The sequence below is a fragment of the Flavobacterium sp. FG19 genome, assembly GCF_057809475.1.
Genome location: NZ_JBMDKA010000024.1, coordinates 88332 through 107529, shown reverse-complemented (window position 1 = coordinate 107529; position 19198 = coordinate 88332). Strand labels below are relative to the sequence as shown.

General features: G+C 36.6%; 17 protein-coding genes. 7 read left to right on the top strand and 10 right to left on the bottom strand.

What is annotated here, in order from left to right; translation table 11 throughout:
* Positions 1-593: 593 nt before the first annotated feature.
* Both ACODST_RS21125 and ACODST_RS21120 read left to right on the top strand, forming a co-directional pair.
* Positions 594-1124, top strand: coding sequence for an RNA polymerase sigma factor (locus ACODST_RS21125; RefSeq protein ID WP_488934072.1), 531 nt, complete (start codon positions 594-596; stop codon positions 1122-1124).
* Positions 1125-1913, top strand: a complete 789-nt coding sequence (locus ACODST_RS21120; protein ID WP_488934071.1) for an anti-sigma factor — start codon at positions 1125-1127, stop codon at positions 1911-1913.
* 488 nt (positions 1914-2401) lie between these two features.
* Here ACODST_RS21120 and ACODST_RS21115 read toward each other — a convergent pair whose 3' ends face one another.
* The 6 genes from ACODST_RS21115 to ACODST_RS21090 form a co-directional block, all read right to left on the bottom strand.
* Entirely contained in the window at positions 2402-2956 is a 555-nt protein-coding gene (locus ACODST_RS21115) for a fasciclin domain-containing protein (RefSeq protein WP_488934070.1), read from the bottom strand.
* Between the two features lie 87 nt (positions 2957-3043).
* Positions 3044-4348 (bottom strand): glutamyl-tRNA reductase, encoded by a 1305-nt coding sequence (gene hemA, locus ACODST_RS21110; protein WP_488934069.1) that lies wholly within the window; start codon positions 4346-4348, stop codon positions 3044-3046.
* 224 nt (positions 4349-4572) lie between these two features.
* The gene (locus ACODST_RS21105; protein ID WP_488934068.1) at positions 4573-5163 is read right to left on the bottom strand and encodes a globin family protein; all 591 of its coding nucleotides are present in this window, start codon (positions 5161-5163) and stop codon (positions 4573-4575) included.
* A 20-nt stretch (positions 5164-5183) separates the two neighbouring features.
* A complete protein-coding gene (locus ACODST_RS21100; protein ID WP_488934067.1) occupies positions 5184-5618 on the bottom strand; it encodes a hypothetical protein in 435 nt (144 codons plus the stop codon).
* A 128-nt stretch (positions 5619-5746) separates the two neighbouring features.
* The gene (locus ACODST_RS21095; protein WP_488934066.1) at positions 5747-6586 is read right to left on the bottom strand and encodes a DUF5777 family beta-barrel protein; all 840 of its coding nucleotides are present in this window, start codon (positions 6584-6586) and stop codon (positions 5747-5749) included.
* A gap of 26 nt (positions 6587-6612) precedes the next feature.
* The gene (locus tag ACODST_RS21090) at positions 6613-7002 is read right to left on the bottom strand and encodes an OB-fold protein (RefSeq protein WP_488934065.1); all 390 of its coding nucleotides are present in this window, start codon (positions 7000-7002) and stop codon (positions 6613-6615) included.
* 167 nt (positions 7003-7169) lie between these two features.
* On the opposite strand from ACODST_RS21090, the gene ACODST_RS21085 reads away from it, so the two are divergent.
* The 4 genes from ACODST_RS21085 (at position 7170) to ACODST_RS21070 (ending at position 10734) form a co-directional block, all read left to right on the top strand.
* Positions 7170-7538: a hypothetical protein gene (locus tag ACODST_RS21085; RefSeq protein ID WP_488934064.1), complete on the top strand. Its 369-nt coding sequence runs from the start codon at positions 7170-7172 to the stop codon at positions 7536-7538.
* Positions 7539-7552: 14 nt separating this feature from the next.
* Positions 7553-8092, top strand: a complete 540-nt coding sequence (locus ACODST_RS21080; protein ID WP_488934063.1) for a YceI family protein — start codon at positions 7553-7555, stop codon at positions 8090-8092.
* A 46-nt stretch (positions 8093-8138) separates the two neighbouring features.
* Positions 8139-8678: a YceI family protein gene (locus tag ACODST_RS21075; RefSeq protein ID WP_488934062.1), complete on the top strand. Its 540-nt coding sequence runs from the start codon at positions 8139-8141 to the stop codon at positions 8676-8678.
* Between the two features lie 352 nt (positions 8679-9030).
* Positions 9031-10734, top strand: coding sequence for a GAF domain-containing hybrid sensor histidine kinase/response regulator (locus tag ACODST_RS21070; RefSeq protein ID WP_488934061.1), 1704 nt, complete (start codon positions 9031-9033; stop codon positions 10732-10734).
* Between the two features lie 126 nt (positions 10735-10860).
* On the opposite strand, the gene ACODST_RS21065 is transcribed toward ACODST_RS21070, so the two are convergent.
* The 4 genes from ACODST_RS21065 to dnaK form a co-directional block, all read right to left on the bottom strand.
* On the bottom strand, positions 10861-13191 hold the full coding sequence (locus tag ACODST_RS21065) for an arylsulfatase (protein ID WP_488934060.1): 2331 nt from the start codon (positions 13189-13191) through the stop codon (positions 10861-10863).
* Positions 13192-13719: 528 nt separating this feature from the next.
* Entirely contained in the window at positions 13720-14979 is a 1260-nt protein-coding gene (locus ACODST_RS21060; protein ID WP_488934059.1) for a tyrosine-type recombinase/integrase, read from the bottom strand.
* Complete coding sequence (locus ACODST_RS21055; protein ID WP_488934058.1) at positions 14976-15293, bottom strand: helix-turn-helix domain-containing protein; 318 nt, start codon at positions 15291-15293, stop codon at positions 14976-14978. Before ACODST_RS21055 ends, ACODST_RS21060 begins: the two co-directional genes overlap by 4 nt.
* A gap of 262 nt (positions 15294-15555) precedes the next feature.
* Complete coding sequence (gene dnaK, locus ACODST_RS21050; protein ID WP_488934057.1) at positions 15556-17439, bottom strand: molecular chaperone DnaK; 1884 nt, start codon at positions 17437-17439, stop codon at positions 15556-15558.
* A gap of 266 nt (positions 17440-17705) precedes the next feature.
* On the opposite strand from dnaK, the gene ACODST_RS21045 reads away from it, so the two are divergent.
* Positions 17706-19190 (top strand): TlpA family protein disulfide reductase, encoded by a 1485-nt coding sequence (locus tag ACODST_RS21045; RefSeq protein WP_488934056.1) that lies wholly within the window; start codon positions 17706-17708, stop codon positions 19188-19190.
* Positions 19191-19198 lie beyond the last annotated feature (8 nt).

The window sequence follows — 19198 nt, the reverse complement described above, 5'->3', positions numbered from 1 at the left end:
AACGGGTGGTCAATTTACTCCGGAATTAGGTGGTCAAATTGACCGGTTTTTCCACTTAACAACTGAGTACATTAAAATGATTTACCAATTCCATTGAATTAAAATCAAAACCGGAGGCTAAAACTTTTAAATAAGCAGAAGCTTTTCTTCAATTCTCCCCTCCTGTGAAAATTCTGAATAAATTTAACTAAATCAAAATTACTCACGAAGACAAAAAGTCATTCAACATATAATATAGAAAATTGACTTGGTATTATCTACATTCAGAGAATCTTCCAGTTGCTAATTCCCGATTAATTAAGTCCGTACAGAAATCTCAGTGCCTGCACCAAAAGGTTTGTCAACAACCCACTATAATCCTAAATAATAAAATATGCCCGCGGCGGCAATTACTAGACTTTCAGAAAAGTCTGATAAGGCATCAATCTGAGACAAGAACATCAGCTCAGCATTTAGTCCCTGAAATTGGCAACTTGAAAGTGATACCGTTTTTTCTGATTTTGGACTATCTGCGTAAAAAAAATAAATTACCTTTATGCGGCATTACCGCTTTATAAAAAATTAAAAATTATTTACGCTTTAGATCCAATCCTATGACCCAAGAAGAATTATTGGTATTAATCCGCAAAAAAGATGAAAGGGCTTTCACCCATCTCTACGATATGTATTCAAAAAGCTTGTTTTCGGTCATAAATGTTCTGATAAAAAACCGGGAGGAAGCAGAAGATGTCCTGCAGGAAGTTTTTGTCAAAATCTGGAAAAACATCGATTCTTATAATGAAAGTAAGGGCCGTTTTTACACCTGGATTCTTAATATTGCAAGAAATACGTCGATCGACAAGCTGCGATCTAAAAATTTCAACAACAGCCAAAAAAACCTTTCCTCAGATAATTTCGTAAATCTTTTAGATGACAGTAATAAATTAACTAATCGAATTGATACAATTGGCATTCAGGAATTCGTAAAAAAACTGAAACCCAAATGTATCGAGATTATCGATCTGCTATTCTTTAAAGGATACACCCAGCAGGAAGCATCAGAAGAGCTGGCCATGCCGCTGGGCACAATCAAAACACAGAATAGAAACTGTATCAACGATTTAAGAAATTATTTAAAGATATAAATGGAAGCGAAGGAATACATTGAATCAGGCATTTTAGAACTGTATGTTTACGGTCTGCTGACAGAAAAAGAGAATCTGGAAATTGCGGAACTGGCCAAGGAAAACCACGAGGTTGAAAATGAAATCATTTCTATAGAAAAAGCTGTTACGGCCCTATCATCAAGCTTCTCGCCTTTCCACTCGGTTGCTAATTTCCAGAAAATAAAAGAGCGTTTAGAGCTTAAACAGGCTAAAGTTGTCGATATTAAACCAGCATCAAATCTGCCGCAATATATGGGATGGGCAGCTGCCGTATTATTGCTGTTAGGTTTTGGATATCAGACTTTAGAACTGACAAAATCTAAACAGGCAGTCTCCGAAGCTGGTGGCGAAAAAAATAAAATTGAAAGAGAATATGCTTTTTTAGATAAGCAGAATAAACAGACTGAGAAAAACCTAAGCATTGTGAGAGATATTAAAAACACAGGCGTTACCCTGGGCGGACAATCCGTATCTCCAACATCATTTGCAAAAGTATATTGGAACAAAGAAACGAAAACGACTTATATCGACGCGGCGGGTCTGCCAACCCCTCCAAAAGGCATGGTTTACCAGGTTTGGTCTTTAAAGCTAAGTCCGGTGCTAACCCCGACAAGTATTGGTCTGCTGGATAATTTTGAAGGAAACTCTCAAAAAATCTTTGCTGTAAGCCAAACCAATTCAGCTGAAGCTTTCGGCATCACGCTGGAACCTGCAGGAGGAAGCCTGACGCCTACAATGGAGCAGCTTTATACTTTAGGAAAAGTTTAAACCTATAAGCAGTCCTAAATAAAAAGCGCATATTGAAAAGATCAATATGCGCTTTTTTGGATTTAATACTGTACAAAGCCGGAACTTTACCCAAATGGATTTGCAGACTGCCATAATTCTGCTTGGTGAACCGGGATACTATTTCTTCCGTAAAAGCTAGGGCAATTGTACTATAAAGGAATAATTTTGTTTTTTTTTACGACTGATTTCCATCCGATCCAGACAAGAAAATCTAGTACTATCGTTAAAGTGCAGCTGCCTAAAGATTATTAACTCAACGGTCTTTTTTTTAATCAATAGATATAATTTTTAAAACTAGTAAAATCATTATTTAAGATTTAGATAATGAAAAAATTAGTATAGCGTATAATTTTAAACCCTTTTTGAGCAGTAAGGGATTATATTACGCTGATAAAGCTATTTTAAAAATACTTAAAAAAAAAGCCCTGAAATTTCAGGGCTTTAAAAGATTCGATGCTATAATCAGATTACATTTTTGGCAGCAATACGGTATCAACTACATGGATCACTCCATTTGACTGGTTCACATCTGCGATGGTAACTTTAGATTTATTTCCGCTCTCATCACTTACATACAAATCTTTTCCATCCATCCATAATGTTATCGAACCTCCGCTTACAGTTTTTAGGACTGCTTTTCCCTTTCCAGCTTTAATAGCTTTGCTGATATCTGAACTGTTAAGCTTACCCGCTACAACATGATAAGTCAAAACAGTCTGAAGCGTTTTGATATTTTCAGGTTTTAATAAGCTTTCAACTGTGCCGGAAGGCAGTTTGCTGAAAGCTTCATTTGTTGGAGCAAAAACTGTAAAAGGGCCTTTGCCCTGTAATGTCTCTACAAGGCCGGCGGCCTTAACTGCTGCAACCAGCGTAGTGTGATCTTTTGAGTTTACGGCGTTTTCAACAATATTTTTGCTAGGATACATTGCTGCACCTCCTACCATTACTGTTTTCTGAGCATTAACTGCAGAACCAAATCCTGCTGTCAGAATTACAAGAGCTAAAATTTTTCTAATTTTCATAATTACATTTTTTTTTAGTTATAATCTCATTTACGGTGTTATCAGCTTTATAGTTTTAAAAATTCTAAAAGCTTTTTGTTAGTCTATTTAAGAAAGATTGATTTTGTATCTTTCTTCTGCTTGTGAAGAAGCCTTATTCGGTACAGCCTGCCCTATTTGAAATACTTTTTCAATAAACTCTATACTTTGATCTACTGAAGTGCTTTCATTTTTTAAATGGCTGACAAAATGGTTTGTCAGTTTTTGAATGATTCTGGAACTGATTAAATCAATCTGAACATCATCAAAATTGGCTGTCTTCTTTTTTTGAAAAGCAAATTCGGCCAAGACAATATAATTTAGCTTGGATTTTAATGCATGAATAGTCGGCGCACATTTCCGACCGTTTATCCAAGTATTAAATTCTAGCTTCATATCTTCAATAATAGCTTCCGCAGCAGGAATATGCTGTTTTCTTTTTTCCAGCGTGTCATCAGTAATTTGAGATAAATAATCAAGATGTATCAAAGTTACGCCTGGCAATTCTTCTACATTCATATCGACGTTCCTTGGAATAGATAAGTCCAGAATTAGTAAAGGTTTATGCAAGTTGAGCGATGTTTTGTCAATAGTCGGCTTCTGCGCTCCAGTAGCGACAACCAGCACATCTGCCTGCTTCAGTTCTTGATGTAAATTGTCATAATCTTTTACAATGACATTCAGTTTTCCAGCCAATAATTCGGCTTTGTTTTTTGTTCTGTTTATAAGAGCAATATGGCTGTTTTTAGTATGTTTTACTAAGTTTTCGCAAGTATTTCTGCCTATTTTTCCTGTTCCGAATAACAAAATATTTTTGTTTCCAATATCTGCTACATTTCGGATAATATATTGTACCGATGCAAAAGAAACAGATGTTGCACCAGAAGAAATTTTAGTTTCCGTTTTAACTTTTTTACTCGCCTGAATAACCGTATTTACTAAACGATCCAGAAATGTATTTACCAAACCTTCCTGTTTACTATTATTAAAAGCGATTTTAATTTGGCTGATAATTTCAAAATCTCCCAAAATCTGACTGTCTAAACCTGTTCCTACCCGAAACATGTGGTTAACAGCTTCTTCATTCTTATATATATAAGCAACTTCCTGAAATTCTTCTACAGAACCATTGCTGTTTTCGCAAAGTAATTTGATTAACTCATAAGGATGATGGGCAAAACCATAAATTTCAGTTCTATTACAAGTAGAAGTAACAATTAATGATTCTATACCTTCTGCTTTAGCCTGCATCAATAAATCAGATTGTGCTTTAGTATCTAAACTAAATTTTCCTCTAATAACGGCATCTGCTTTCTTGTAACTTAACCCTAATGCGTAAAAAGTGGTGGATCTGGACGTGTTAAAATTTTCCATATTTATGGTTTCCTTAAAAAGTTCAAAAATTATTACTTGCTGATTTATACAACACCGCTGGAAGTAATTTTGATACCACTATGGTAGAAATGGATCAAACTGGCGATTTTATATAATTTCCTGGTATTATAACAATAACAGGTCTTCAAAAATATTTATATACTTCAAAATGATATTGAAATAATAAAACGCTGCCCTTTTCAGACAGCGTTTTGATAAGAAAATTATTTTTGAACTATAGGAGTTCTCAATGATTCTAAAACAGCAACGATGTCTGTGTAAAGTTCTGTATTTGAAGCAACACCATTTGCATTGGCAGCAGCTCCAACATATCCTTCAAATTTTGTATAATCTGCATTACTGGATTTTGTTCCCATACGAGGATTTTTTGCAGGATCATGCGCTGCCGACATACTCAAGCCAGAATAGGTATTTACAGCATTCGTCCCTCCCGTATTAAAAGAGAAGAAATCAGTAAGATTATCTGATAATTTGGCAATATTGGTAGACTGGGTATTTCCAGTTTCAGCTAATAAAGGAGCAAAATGTGCCTGCAGATTACCTGAAGCATTGGACTGGATATCAGCAACGATCAATCCGATAGTTGAATTTACCACTTTACGGAAACTTAAACGTCCCTGTTCGATCATCTGGCCTGAATTATCTGGATCAGAAACCATTTTAGTCCCGCCTAATCGTTCGTAAATAGAAGCTTTTGCCGGTTCTGGAGTCTCGTCATCATTACTGCTGCAGGAAATCATAGCTGCAGAGGCAGCCAGCAATACACTAAGTGTAAGTTTTGAATAAATTTTCATAAATTTAAGGTATTAAAGGGTTAATTAAAAAAACGATTTATTTTTTGAGATAATTTATAGCTCAAACTGTTTTGATCCATAGGGCAGACTTCTTTACTGGCTAAATTTGCCGGCAGAATATAACGCTCAGCATCATAACGCCCTTTAGCCATCAGCTCATTGAAAACCTTCTCAGAGTTTGTAATTTTATTATTATGGAAATACACCACAACATTTCTTTTAATAATAATAGAGTCCGATGTCAGGCCTTTTATGCTTCTCAAGTCGGCACAGATTTGTCTTGCCTGCAGAGAATCTATATCAGATTTAAAATCGATTCTGCTTACCTGCAGGTTTGGGGTATCATAAACGGGTGGTTTTGCTGTTATAATGTGAAAAAGCAAAATGGCGATAAATAGTCCAAATATTCCGCTTAGTATAAAAAGTCCTTTTTTGATTATTTTATTGGTCTTCATAATTTTTATGGTTTTAAAGCTATTTACGAGTGCTTCATTCCTGCGGTTTTAGAAATAGCGTCAAATACATCAATTTAGAATTGTTTTAAATACAGAAATTGCCTAATAATATAATTATAAAGGAGATACTAGAATACTCTGGCAAGATTAAACCCAAAAAAAATGTCTCCTTTTGTCCAGTCGCCTGTTGTTCTTCCGAGATATCCAGCTTCATCGATTGCCTGAGAACTGGTAAAATGCATCTGAAAAACATGTCCGCCGGTTTCTAAATCAAAGCCGATAGAGAATGGATTTTTATAAAGAGAATTTGGTGCTCTGTTTAGATGCGCCGCATAATCCATATTCAAAGACCAGCGTTTAGCAAATTTATATCTTCCCCCAAACCCAATTGCATATTGAGAATTGCTCTGGTCTACATCGTCAACAAAGTTTTGGTGAAAAAACGATGGTACTATCTCTAAAGAGAGCTTTTCAGAAAACTTTCTGGAGATTAACAGCTGCGCGACATAAGTAAGCCTGTCTTTAAATTGAAGTTTTGGATACAGACTTTCTTTTAAAGTGTTGTTGATAGACAAACTATTAAACCCGGCGATAGTTACAGGGAAACCGTCTTTTATTTGAGGAAACAGCATGTATTTTGTTGCAAAATCATAAGCAAATTCACTTCTGGCAGCACTTACATTAAGGCCATTTGTTATACCGTAAATAAATTTTATCTGTGTATTGGCATTATCGAGTCCATAAAAGCCTTCAAAACCATCTTTAATGGATCCAAATCGGTGTGCAACAACAAAATAGAGATCGCCTTTTGCGGCCAATTTTGTAGACTCGAGATTAATGATTTTTAAGGCTTTGAATGCAGATGTCACTTTTTCTTTTGCATAAGGCGTTTCTACTCCAGACAGCAGATCGGTTTGCGAGAAGGTTAATATCGGAAGCAAAAAAAGTAATAGGATAAAGTTTTTCATGAGGTTAGTTTTAAATTGTTATTTGATTAGTGTATAACTGAGGATTGGTCGATTTTAAATTCCTGGAGCAATTCGTCATATCCTAGAAAACGCCCTTTAATTTTGAGGTTTTTCCCGGATATAATATTTCCTGGCAAACGGTTTTTGAATGTCACAAATATTTTTTCGCTCATAACAATTCCATTACCGGCTTTATCAATACTGGTTACTCGTGCAGAAATTTCAATTGTTTTGTCTTGGTATTTGATGTAAGCCAGACTATCGTTTGAAGTAAACTCTCTTTCCAGTTCGTTAACGGTTACAACATAATCGGCTGTCTCTGATTGTATATCCCTGTGCCCTTTGTAGATGTAAAAGCAGGCCGAAATTCCGACTATTATAAAAAGGGAAATTGTGGTTAGTATTTTTTTTCGCATAACTGGTTTTTAGTATTTCGATTTATTTACGTTAAAAAATACCTATTGGATTTAGCCATTAAATATGCCTGCTGCCAAATCTGTATTATTCTTTTCATCGTATATGACTTTGAAATGCCCAATGATTCTTAAAATCATGGCTCTACTTATAACTAAAAACCAATCATATGAATTTAAAGACCCTTTTCGCCATCTCATCAGCAGCTTCAATTTTTGTAAGCTGTGCCAACGATGATCCAAGCACCTTAATTGACCCTGCGCCAATTAATGGTATGGCAACATACAGCCAAAATGTAAAATCTATTATTGATAACAATTGTGTTGTATGCCATGCCGCAGTTCCTAAAAATGGAGCTCCAATGTCTTTAGTTAATTATGAACAGGTGAAAAATGCAGTTTTAAACAGAGGATTGCTTACACGAATCTCTTTAGAAAATGGAGATAGTTCCTTAATGCCACAAGGCGGGCCAAGATTGCCCCAAGCGACTATTGACATTATAAACAAATGGAACCAGGATGGATTATTAGAAAAATAATCTATAACAAGAACATGAAGAAAATCATAATAATGCCAATGATATTGGCTTCTTTTATTGTTTTTTCACAAGAGAAAATAATAACTAAATCTGCAACAATAACTTTGGAAGCCTCGGTGCCTTCTTTTCAGCCGGTTGCAGGAACTAACACTAATGTAACTTTTGTTTTAAATCCCGCAACAGGTGAAGTAGCAAGTCTGGCTTTGATGAAAGGATTTCAATTTGAAATGGCATTAATGGAAGAACATTTTAATGAAAATTATATGGAAACCGACAAATATCCAAAAGCCATTTTTAGAGGACAAATTGAAGGTTTTGACATCAAAAAGCTGACAGAGGATTATAAAGATTACATCATAAAAGGAAAATTGGAAGTGCATGGAAAATCCAGGGATATAAATGCCGATGCAAAAATTACAAAATCGGGCTCCCGAATTACTTTGATTTCTGATTTTGAGGTAAATGCGAGTGATTTTAGCATTCCAATTCCTGCCCTTATCAAATATAAACTGGATAATACAGTCAAGGTTCAAATTATTGCAGTTTTAAAATAAAAGCCGAACAAACAGAATGATTTTATAAAAAATTAAAAGACAAATCATGAAAAAAATCATACTCATTATATTGTTATGTGTTTACTCAATGGGCATCTCACAAGAAAAAATGATCAGTAAATCAGGAAAAGTAACTTTTGAAGCTTCTGTTCCTTCTTTTGAAGAAGTCAAGGCGGTAAATAAGAATGTTACTTTTGTATTGAATCCTGCAACAGGAGAAATTGCGAGTTTAGCCCTTATGAAAGGTTTTCAATTTAAGGTCGCTTTAATGGAAGAACACTTTAATGAGAATTATATGGAAAGCAGCCAATATCCAAAAGCAGTATTTAAGGGAAGAATAGATGGATTTGATCTTAACAGCTTAACTGCAGATTTTAAAGCTTTTACCATAAATGGAAAACTGGAACTTCACGGAAAATCAAAGGATATAAAAGCCACAGCAAGAATTCGCAAATCTGCAAATGGCATTAATATTTTATCTGCTTTTACTGTAAATGCGAGTGATTTTAATATTGAGATACCGAGTGTTGTTAAAAACAAGGTTTCTGATAAAATTAACATTCAGACTGATGCGGTCGTAAACTGATGCAGCAAAAAAAATTGGAGTCTTCTCCAAGAATGCTTTTGCGCATACTTGATTTAATCTGACAGCAGAATGAAATACACTAAATTATTTTCAAATGCTTTAGAAAGGCAAATAATGAAATCTCATTTAAAGATGTTTTATCATGGTATTATTTTCTCTAATCTTTCGCTCTCATAACTTCGATTTTTAATTGTTTTTCAACTGAGGCAAAAATCATTTTGTTGCAAGGCATCTCTGCAACAGAATTATGTTTTTTTGGTATCAGAAATATCTTCCAATGCCATTCTATACAGCGTATAAAAGCCTTTAAATTTAAAAAGTCAGCACCAATAATACCGATGATAAATATATTATGTACATTTATTTTCAAAACGTTCTTACGCTCCCCTTATTTGCAATACATTTATTTTTTATCATGACTGTTTCCCCAACGCCGGTTCCGCACAATGAAACTGAACGCCTTAATGCCTTAAAGCGCTATAATATACTCGATACACTTCCTGACCAGGTTTTTGACGATGCTACTGCACTTGTTTCGTACATCTGCGGCACTCCGATAGCTTATATCTCCTTTATCGACGAAAACCGCCAGTGGTTCAAATCCAAAATTGGTTTCGACATTTCCGAAATACCGCGCGAAATTACTTTTTCCCGTTACACGATCATGGATTCCAAAATGGTAGAGATTCCCGACACCCTGCTTCATGAACGTTTCAAAGATGACCCCAATGTAAAAGGAGGCCATAATATTAGGTTTTATGTCGGAATGCCCATCACAACTCCCGACGGATATGTTATTGGGGTTTTATGCGCAGTAGACCACGAGCCCAGAACATTAAATGAAAATCAGCGCAATGCGCTTAATATTGTGGCTCGCCACGTAATCAACACTCTGGAATTAGGCACTAAAAACAGCGAGCTTACACAGCAGAAAAAGATAGCTGACCGTGCCGTAGCGGCTAAAGAGAATTTCCTCGCCAATATGAGCCATGAGATCCGCACACCTCTCAATGCAGTTATTGGTTTTACAGAACTCCTGTCTGCAACCAGTTTGGATGAGCAGCAGCTTGATTTTGTTAAAGATGTAAAGATTGCGGGAGATAATCTTATGATCATTGTCAACGACATCCTGGATCTGTCTAAAATTGAATCAGGAAGCCTGACCCTGGAGCAGCGCCCTTTTGATCTGAAGAAAACATTAAAACATGTCTACGACCTTTTAAGGGTAAAAGTACATGACGGAGTAGAATTTAATCTATATCTGGATGCCGCGCTTCCTGAAATAATTTCCGGTGACCCGGGCAGGCTGAACCAGATACTGGTAAATCTTGCCGGCAATGCCCTTAAGTTCACCATGGAGGGAGAAGTCACTATCTCTGTAAAAAAAACAGAAGAAACAGATGACAGCTGTCTGATACGCTTTATTGTGAAAGATACCGGCATCGGCATATCCCAGAAGCATCTTGATACTATTTTCGGACGTTTTACCCAGGCTGAAGAGAGTACAACCAGAAAATTCGGAGGTACAGGACTTGGCCTTAATATCGTCAAGCAGCTTGTAGAACTGCATAATTCAAATATTCAGGTAAAAAGCATTGAAGGAAGCGGATCAGAGTTTTACTTCACATTATCTTATAAAAAAGCTGTCTTGGAAACCAGTCTGCCTGAAGCAAAGCTCTTTAATGACCTAGGCAGGCTCAGCATACTGCTGTGTGAGGACAACTATCTCAACCAGAAACTGGCCCAGAACGTAATAGAAGGATTTGGATTTAAACTTGATATAGCCGAGAACGGAAGACAGGGTATTGAACTCCTTACGCATGGAGAATATGACCTAATGCTTATGGATCTGCAGATGCCTATTCAAGACGGCTACAAGACCACGCAATATATACGAAAAGAAATGAAGAACTCTATTCCTATTATCGCAATGACTGCACATTCCCTTGCCGGAGAGCGTCACCGATGCCTGGATGCCGGCATGAACGGATATGTCCCTAAACCTTTTAAGCAGCATGAGCTTTTGGAAGCTATACAAACAGTGCTCAAGAAATAAATGGTGCTGCCTCCAAAAGTACCGCACAAGATTTAAGACTGAAAAAATCTCTATTGAAAGTTTTTAAAAAAAAAGACTGCTTAAAATATTTAAACAGTCTTTTTATTCTTTTGCAGAAAATGATATTTATTTCAATATAATGGTAACATCTTTTATTTCGCCTGTAAATGCAAACGGTGTTTTGTATGCTTCATTCACAGGGGCCCCTAAATCCATTCCGACATCCATCCCATCTAGTCCAAAACGCCCAGGCACAGTATCATTTAAATGTCCTGAACCTGCTTTCTTTCCATTTACATACAGCACAATGTCTGCAGCTTTTCCCATACCTGCTCCGCTGTAATTGAAATCCATTCTAACATCTACTTTACCAGAGGGTAATGGTTTATCTGTTGTAATAGTATAATCCTTAAATTTAAACCAATCATAAAAATACGTCAGCTTATTATCTTTCACATACAGGGAGAATCCTGCAGTACCACCACCCATAGCCAGTATAACACCTTCAGCTCCTTTCTGCGGTATTACAAGATTAGCCTTTATGCTGTGAGAACGGCTTTTCATGTTGGGTGCAGAACCTTCAAGTAGACGCACTGCTCCTGGATAAAACGTGATGCTGTCCCTTCCTTCTATAAAGCTGGGACGAAGGCTTACATCTGTACGCTCCGCAAACCTGTCATCTAAAGGATAAACATTATTTTTCTTTGCTTCGGCATCAAAAACTTTCTGCAGTTCTTTTAATTTTTCCGGGTTTTTAGATGATAAATCTACAGCCTGGCTAAAATCTTCTTCTAAATTAAACAGTTCCCATTTGTCTTTTTCAAAAGGCACAGTTCCAGCATTTACCCAAGGCATGCGGTTATGAAAAGCTGAAGCCATCCAGCCGTTCTGATAAATGGCACGATGTCCGAACATTTCAAAGTACTGCGTAGTTTTTGGGTTTTTAGCTTTGTCTCCATTATCAGCAAAAGTATATGCCATACTTATTCCATCCATTGGAAGCTGTTTAATTCCGTCGAAATAATCTGGCGCTTTTATGCCAGTTACATCTAAAATAGTCGGAACGATATCATTCACATGATGGAACTGGGTTCTCATCTGCCCTTTTGCCTTTATATGAGACGGCCATGAAATAGCCATTCCGTTTCTTGTCCCTCCAAAATGCGAAGCAACCTGTTTTGTCCATCTGAATGGTGTGCTCATTGCCCAAGCCCATCCTACTGCCATGTGCGGTGATGTTCTGGCACTTCCCCAGTCATCATAAAATTTCATGCTCATTTCAATGGTCGGATTAACCCCGTTTAGGTTCAATAATTCATTTGCAGAACCTACTAAGCTTCCTTCAGCACTTGAACCATTATCTCCCATAATGTAAATAATCATAGTGTTATCAAGTTCTCCCGAAGCCTTGATTGCTTCGATAATCCTTCCCACTTCAATATCGGCATATTCTCCATATCCCGCATAGGTTTCCATCTGTCTTGCCATTAGTTTATGAGCCTCTGCATCGTAGCTGTCCCATGATGGCATTTCTTCGGGACGCGGAGTAAGTTTAGTGTTGGCAGGAATAATTCCCATTTTTTTCTGCTGTGCAAAAATTATCTCGCGCTCTTTGTCCCAGCCCTGATCAAATTTTCCTTTATACTTTTTTATGTATTCTGCTGGAGGCTGATGAGGAGCATGCAGCGCACCAGGCGCAAAATACAAGAAAAAAGGTCTGTCTGGAGCTATTGAATTCTGATAGCGCATCCAGGAAATTGCCTTATCGGCAAGATCGTGGGTCAGATTATATCCCGATTCCGGCGATGGTGTTTCCATTACCGGGTTCTGGTTTTCGTATAAAGTTGGATACCATTGATCCATCTCTCCTCCCATAAATCCATAAAAATAATCGAATCCTAATCCATTTGGCCTTCCCTGATAAGGGCCGACTATACTGGTCACATTATCTGCTACATTATGATTTTTTCCAATCCATGAAGTGCTGTAGCCGTTTTCACGAAGTATCTGCCCAATCGTCGCAGTACTTTTGGGAATTATTCCCGTATAACCGGGAAAACCAGTTCCAAGCTCAATAATATTGCCTGTTGATGCAACATGATGATTTCGACCTGTCAATAAAGATGCTCTAGTTGGAGAACAGAGAGCAGTTGTATGAAACCTATTGTAAGCCAAACCATTTTTTGCAACCTGATCTAATGTTGGCGTATAGATAGGCCCTCCAAAAGTACTGGATGCTCCAAATCCAATATCATCAATCAGTATCAGCAGAATATTGGGAGCTCCTTTTGGAGCTTTAACTGAAGAAAAAAGCGCAGGATCGGCCTTTGAAGTTTTATAGGTTTCTTCAACTTTTCCTTTGAACTGCGGATCAGGTTTGGGTAAGTTCTCCTGAGCATAAAATTTAAACGGTATTACAAACACCATTAAAAATACTAATAAATAAAAATGTTTCATGGTTCTTACTTTTATTTGATTTCTATCAATAAAATTACCTAAACAACTTATTCAATTGTATTTAAACATGTTGCAGATTATAAAATGCAACCAAAATTTACGATATAAATTAAACATTCGATTTAGTTATTTTCTCTAATCTCTATTTAACTTGATATCTTTTATCCCATAAAAGTCAATCAAACAAATACTGTTTAATGAATTCAGCTTTAACTTAATCCCTTTTCTCGTTTATCACTATAAAATCATTAACTTTGCATTTCTATCAATTTGAATCATTTCGATGATTATTAAATAAGGTGTCAAGCATTCTGGATCTTTCAATATGCATAAAAAAACATAAAAAGTTCATGGCAGAATCCGTGGCGCACAACCAAAAAAATAGTAAGAAATGCAATATACAAGGGGGATTAGTTAACAGTTGTTCGCTCTCTTTGATCAGCATCTTTTTCCAGCAACACCAGTCTTTCGATTATGCCGACAAAAACGCAGACAGGTAAACTGCAATATATTCGAAGTACTTTATTTTCATTGTAGCTTGTTCTTTAAAGATTCCAATTGTATTGCCTGCGAAGCTCTGTTTTTCTTCTCATCGACCACTTTTGCGTAGATTTCAGTAGTTTTTAGGTTGGTATGCCCCAGCATTTTACTGACCGTATAAATGTCTGTCCCGCTCGACAGCAGCAATGTTGCAAATGTATGGCGGAAGCAATGGAAGGTAATATTTTTCTTTATGCCTGCCGATTCAACCCATTTTTTTAGAGGGCGTGAAATCCACGTTATGTCTGTTAAGTCCTCAAAAACAAGCTGCCGGGGAAGCCTCGGTTCTCCGCAGAGCTGAAGAGCCTGCTCAGAAATAGGCATATATTCTACACTCTTTGTCTTTTTCTGCGTGAAGTGAAGTCTGGCAATACCCTCTTCCAAAATTATCTCTTTCCAGCGGAGCTTCTGAATGTCGGAATGTCTCAGTCCTGTAAGCGCTGAGAAAAGTGCCGCTCTTTTAAGGACATCTTTTTCACATGCTGTTGATGCCAGTACATTCAATTCTTCAATGGTGAGATATTCACGCCTTGATTCCTGCTCCGGGATGCCTTTTATTTTTGAAGATAAGTCAACAATTAAATATCCGTCGATAAAAGCCTGTTTCAAAGCCGCTTTAAATATGGAAAAATAAGCTCCCGCAGTGTTACTGGAAATGGTTCCTTTTCTATTTCCTTCTAGAGGAGCAGCTAATAAAAACAGTTTAAAATCATGTGCCATTCTGTAGTCAATCTGAGAAAATATCAGGCTGTTTCCTGAATAGCTTTTTAAAAATTCTTTAGTCCGCTTCCAATTGATCTGTACAGATTTTGAACTTCGAGCGTGTCTTTTAGCCGCCAAATCTGCAATGTATTTAATAAAATCCTCCTGCCCTTTTTCTTTCTGTTCAACTAATATATTCTCAGCATCACTGTAGAGATCTCTATTATCATATTCTTTCTGCTGAACTTTACGGATTCCGTCGGCATACAGCATTATTTCACGGTCGCTATCGCTTCTGCACATTATTATTCCGTTATCGTTGCGCTTCGGTTTGTAGGATTTTGTTCCCTTTACATCCGTTCGGGCGGTTCTTTTTTTGTCCCACTCCACTGTTGTTACCGATCTGTTTATATATTCGCGGATTCTTTGGGGAGTTTTCTTTCCGTAAACCTCAACAGGATAGCTTTCTATATAAACATACCATTCATTTTTGTTTTCTGCTTTTCGAAGACGCACAGTTGCCTTGGTTTTCAGTAATTGTTTCATACAAAATCATTTCTGTTATACAAATTATCAATTTCCATTGGAGCATTTACATACTTTCCGCTCTGTCTGGTTGGTATTGAATATTTCCGGATATGGCTGTAGACAGAATCTTCAGATATTTGAAATCTCTCAGCTATTTCGCTAATGGAATAGCACTCTTCTTTTTCAAGTCTGTATATTTTTTTCTTCAGTGCACTTTCAGATTCCGGCATGCTGTGGAAAATGGCAAGCAACTCGGCAATGATTTTCCGATCAATCCCTAGAAGGTAGGTTCCCAGATTAACTGAAGGAATTTTTCCGTATACAGAAGCCATTCTTTTGGGGCAACAATTCTCCCACACAGAAATACATTCTTTATTTTTCTCTTTTCATCGTCTATTTCCCTTTATTAAGGTACAATAAGTATGCATAAGAGACACTTTGTCTCCATTTAAGTGCCGGTGCAAATGTGGTACAAATATATGATGAAAAACGATTAAAAAAGAGCAGAAACAATAAAAACGAAAAAAGAAAAACCGCTGTAAACATTAAGTTTCCAGCGGTTTATCACTTATTGTTAATTGATGTTAATCAATTCTAGCGAACTTCTTCGAATTCAACGTCTTCAACGTTATCTCCAGAAGACTGCTCTTGTTGTGGAGCAGCTTGTTGTCCTTCACCACCTTGAGCGTACATAGCTTCTGTAGCTGTTTTCCAAGCTGCATTTACATTGTCTAATCCTTTTTGGATTGCGTCAAGATCCTGAGACTGGTGAGCCATTCTCAATTCAGTTAAAGCATATTCGATAGCTGTTTTTTGATCGTCTGTTAATTTATCTCCTAACTCTTTCAATTGAGATTCAGTTTGGAAGATAGTACTATCAGCTTCGTTCAATTTCTCAGCTCTTTCTTTTGCGATTCTGTCAGCATCAGCGTTAGCTTCAGCATCTTTTTTCATTTTTTCGATTTCTTCAGCTGTTAAACCAGAAGAAGCTTCGATACGGATATCGTGAGATTTTCCTGTTCCTTTGTCAGTTGCAGAAACTTTAATGATACCATTAGCATCGATATCGAAAGTTACTTCGATTTGAGGAACTCCTCTTGGTGCTGGCGGGATACCATCTAAGTGGAAACGACCGATAGTTTTGTTATCAGCAGCCATTGCTCTTTCTCCTTGTAATACGTGGATTTCAACAGATGGTTGAGAATCAGCAGCAGTAGAGAATACTTGAGATTTTTTAGTTGGGATAGTTGTGTTAGACTCGATTAATTTAGTCAATACACCACCCATAGTTTCGATACCTAAAGAAAGAGGTGTTACGTCAAGTAACAATACATCTTTTACATCTCCAGATAAAACTCCACCTTGAATAGCAGCTCCAATAGCCACAACCTCATCAGGGTTAACACCTTTAGACGCTTTTTTACCGAAGAATTTCTCCACTTCGTCAGCGATTCTTGGCATACGGGTAGAACCTCCAACAAGGATTACTTCGTCGATATCAGATGTAGATAAACCTGCATCTTTTAATGCTTTAGCAACTGGCTCCATAGAACGTTTTACTAATGCATCTGATAATTGCTCAAATTTAGCTCTAGATAATTTTTTCACTAAGTGTTTTGGTCCAGAAGCAGTAGCCGTTACGTATGGTAAGTTGATTTCTGTTTCAGCAGAAGATGATAATTCAATCTTAGCTTTCTCAGCAGCTTCTTTCAAACGCTGTAATGACATTGGATCTAAACGTAAGTCAATACCTTCTTCAGATTTGAATTCGTCAGCTAACCAGTCAATAATTACCTGGTCAAAATCATCACCACCTAAGTGAGTATCACCATTTGTAGATAATACTTCAAATACACCGTCTCCTAATTCAAGAACAGAGATATCAAAAGTACCTCCACCTAAATCGTAAACAGCAATTTTTTGATCGTTTCCTTTTTTATCTAATCCGTAAGCAAGTGCAGCAGCAGTTGGCTCGTTGATGATACGCATAACTTTAAGACCAGCGATTTCACCAGCTTCTTTAGTAGCCTGACGTTGCGCATCGTTAAAGTAAGCAGGAACTGTAATAACTGCCTCAGTTACTGTTTGACCTAAATAGTCTTCAGCAGTTTTTTTCATTTTTTGAAGTGTCATTGCAGACAACTCCTGAGCAGTGTATAAACGACCGTCAATATCCACACGTGGCGTATTGTTGTCACCTTTTACTACTTTGTAAGGAACTCTTTTTGCCTCATCCTGAGTTTCAGCAAAAGTGTGTCCCATAAAACGTTTAATAGAAGCAATCGTTTTTGTAGGATTCGTTACTGCTTGTCTTTTTGCAGGATCACCTACTTTAATTTCTCCACCTTCAACAAAAGCGATGATAGATGGTGTAGTTCTTTTTCCTTCTGCGTTAGGGATAACAACTGCTTCGTTACCTTCCATTACAGAAACACAAGAGTTCGTCGTACCTAAGTCAATTCCGATTATTTTACCCATTTTTTATATATTTAATTTTGATTTAAATTTTATAACTCACGTGGCATAAGTCAATCTTTGTGCCAATATAAAAAACCAAAGTAATTTGTCAGTTTTGTTATTGGCACACTAAAAATCATCTGACAACATGACATTTTCCATACCTGACAATCATGGCATAGTACTGTTTTACATGTCATTATTTACCTCTTAATTTTCATAAACACCCTAATTTATCACTTAAAAAATATATATTTGAAATAACCAAAACTTTTAAAATACGAGCAATGAAATCCTATACATTCCTTTTATTAGTTCTGTTTCCTCTGCTGGCAGTAAGTCAGATTAAAAACAATAGCATTATTACAGGAAAAATTACAGGAAAAATCCCGGAAGTAATCGAATACACCTTACCTATTAACGGAATAGACTACTTTGGATTCACTGATTCTGTGCAGCCTGATTCGCTTGGTAATTTTCAAATCAGCTTAAAAACAGATAAGGTTTGTTTCATTGATTTGTCGCATAAATACAAATCATACGGAACTTTAATCATCGAGCCCGGAATGGTTTATAAAGTAGCTATTAATACTGAAATTCCCGAAAAACAATTTAAAATCACCTCCAAAAACGAAAAAGGACAGACTTTGTACAATCAAATTCCAACCCGAAATATGATTACCGGCGATGGTCATTTTGAAACTCAAACAAAAAACTACAAAAATGACAGTATTGCCTCGCTCATAAAACAAAAAATAAAACAGCAGCAAGAACTCGAAATTGCCGGCTTTCAAAAGTTATTAAAAGACAAAATCATTTCTAAAGATTTTTACAATCTTGTACAGTCTGACAGAGATTATTTTTATAAAGGTGCACTGGGAAGTTTTGCCTTTATCAATTATTTAAATCAGGCACGAAATACCAATACCCTTGACAAAGCACAATACAGCGAACTCTGGGAGGAAATTTTTAAATCAAATCCCGTAACAAATCCGCAGCTTTTAAGTTCTCCTTGGTTCTATTTTTATATCGAAAATTATTTACGGTATAATGAATTAATTCTGGACGGCGTTTCTATCGCAGCGCTCACAGAAATAGGCAGACAGGGACTTACACATACTCACAAAATAAACTACGCAAAAAAACATTTGAAAAGTCCGGCGCTGGAATATTATTTTGCAGCCTATATTTATTATGAAGCAATCAGTAATAATTACGAACAGGAACTGATCACGCTCTTTGAACAATTTAAAAAAGAATATCCTTCAAGTCCCTATACCCATTTTGTTGATCCCGTGATTATTCCCATTATTACATTTCACAAAAAGAAGGAAGAACCTTTAAACGAAAAAGTAAAATTTACAGAAAACACAACAGCTAATTCTGTAAAAGATCTGCTGAAAAACCTGAACGGAAAACAATTTTATGTAGACATCTGGGCTACCTGGTGCGGTCCCTGCAAAGCCGAATTCAAAGACAACCCTAAACTGTATGAATTACTAAAGTCTAAAAATATCACGATGGTTTACATTTCCATAGACAAAGAAAACAGGGAAAAACAGTGGCGTGATATGGCTCATTTCTACAACTTAGAAGGTTATCACATCAGGGCAAATGAAAAACTGGATGCTGATTTACGAGCACTTTACGGCAGTCAGTTACTTGGAATACCCTGGCATTTTCTGGCAGACGGGAACGGTGTTATTCTTAACAAAAGTATGAGCGGACCTTCTGAGATTCAAAATCTGGAAAAGCAATTAAATGAAAAATAAAACCCGTT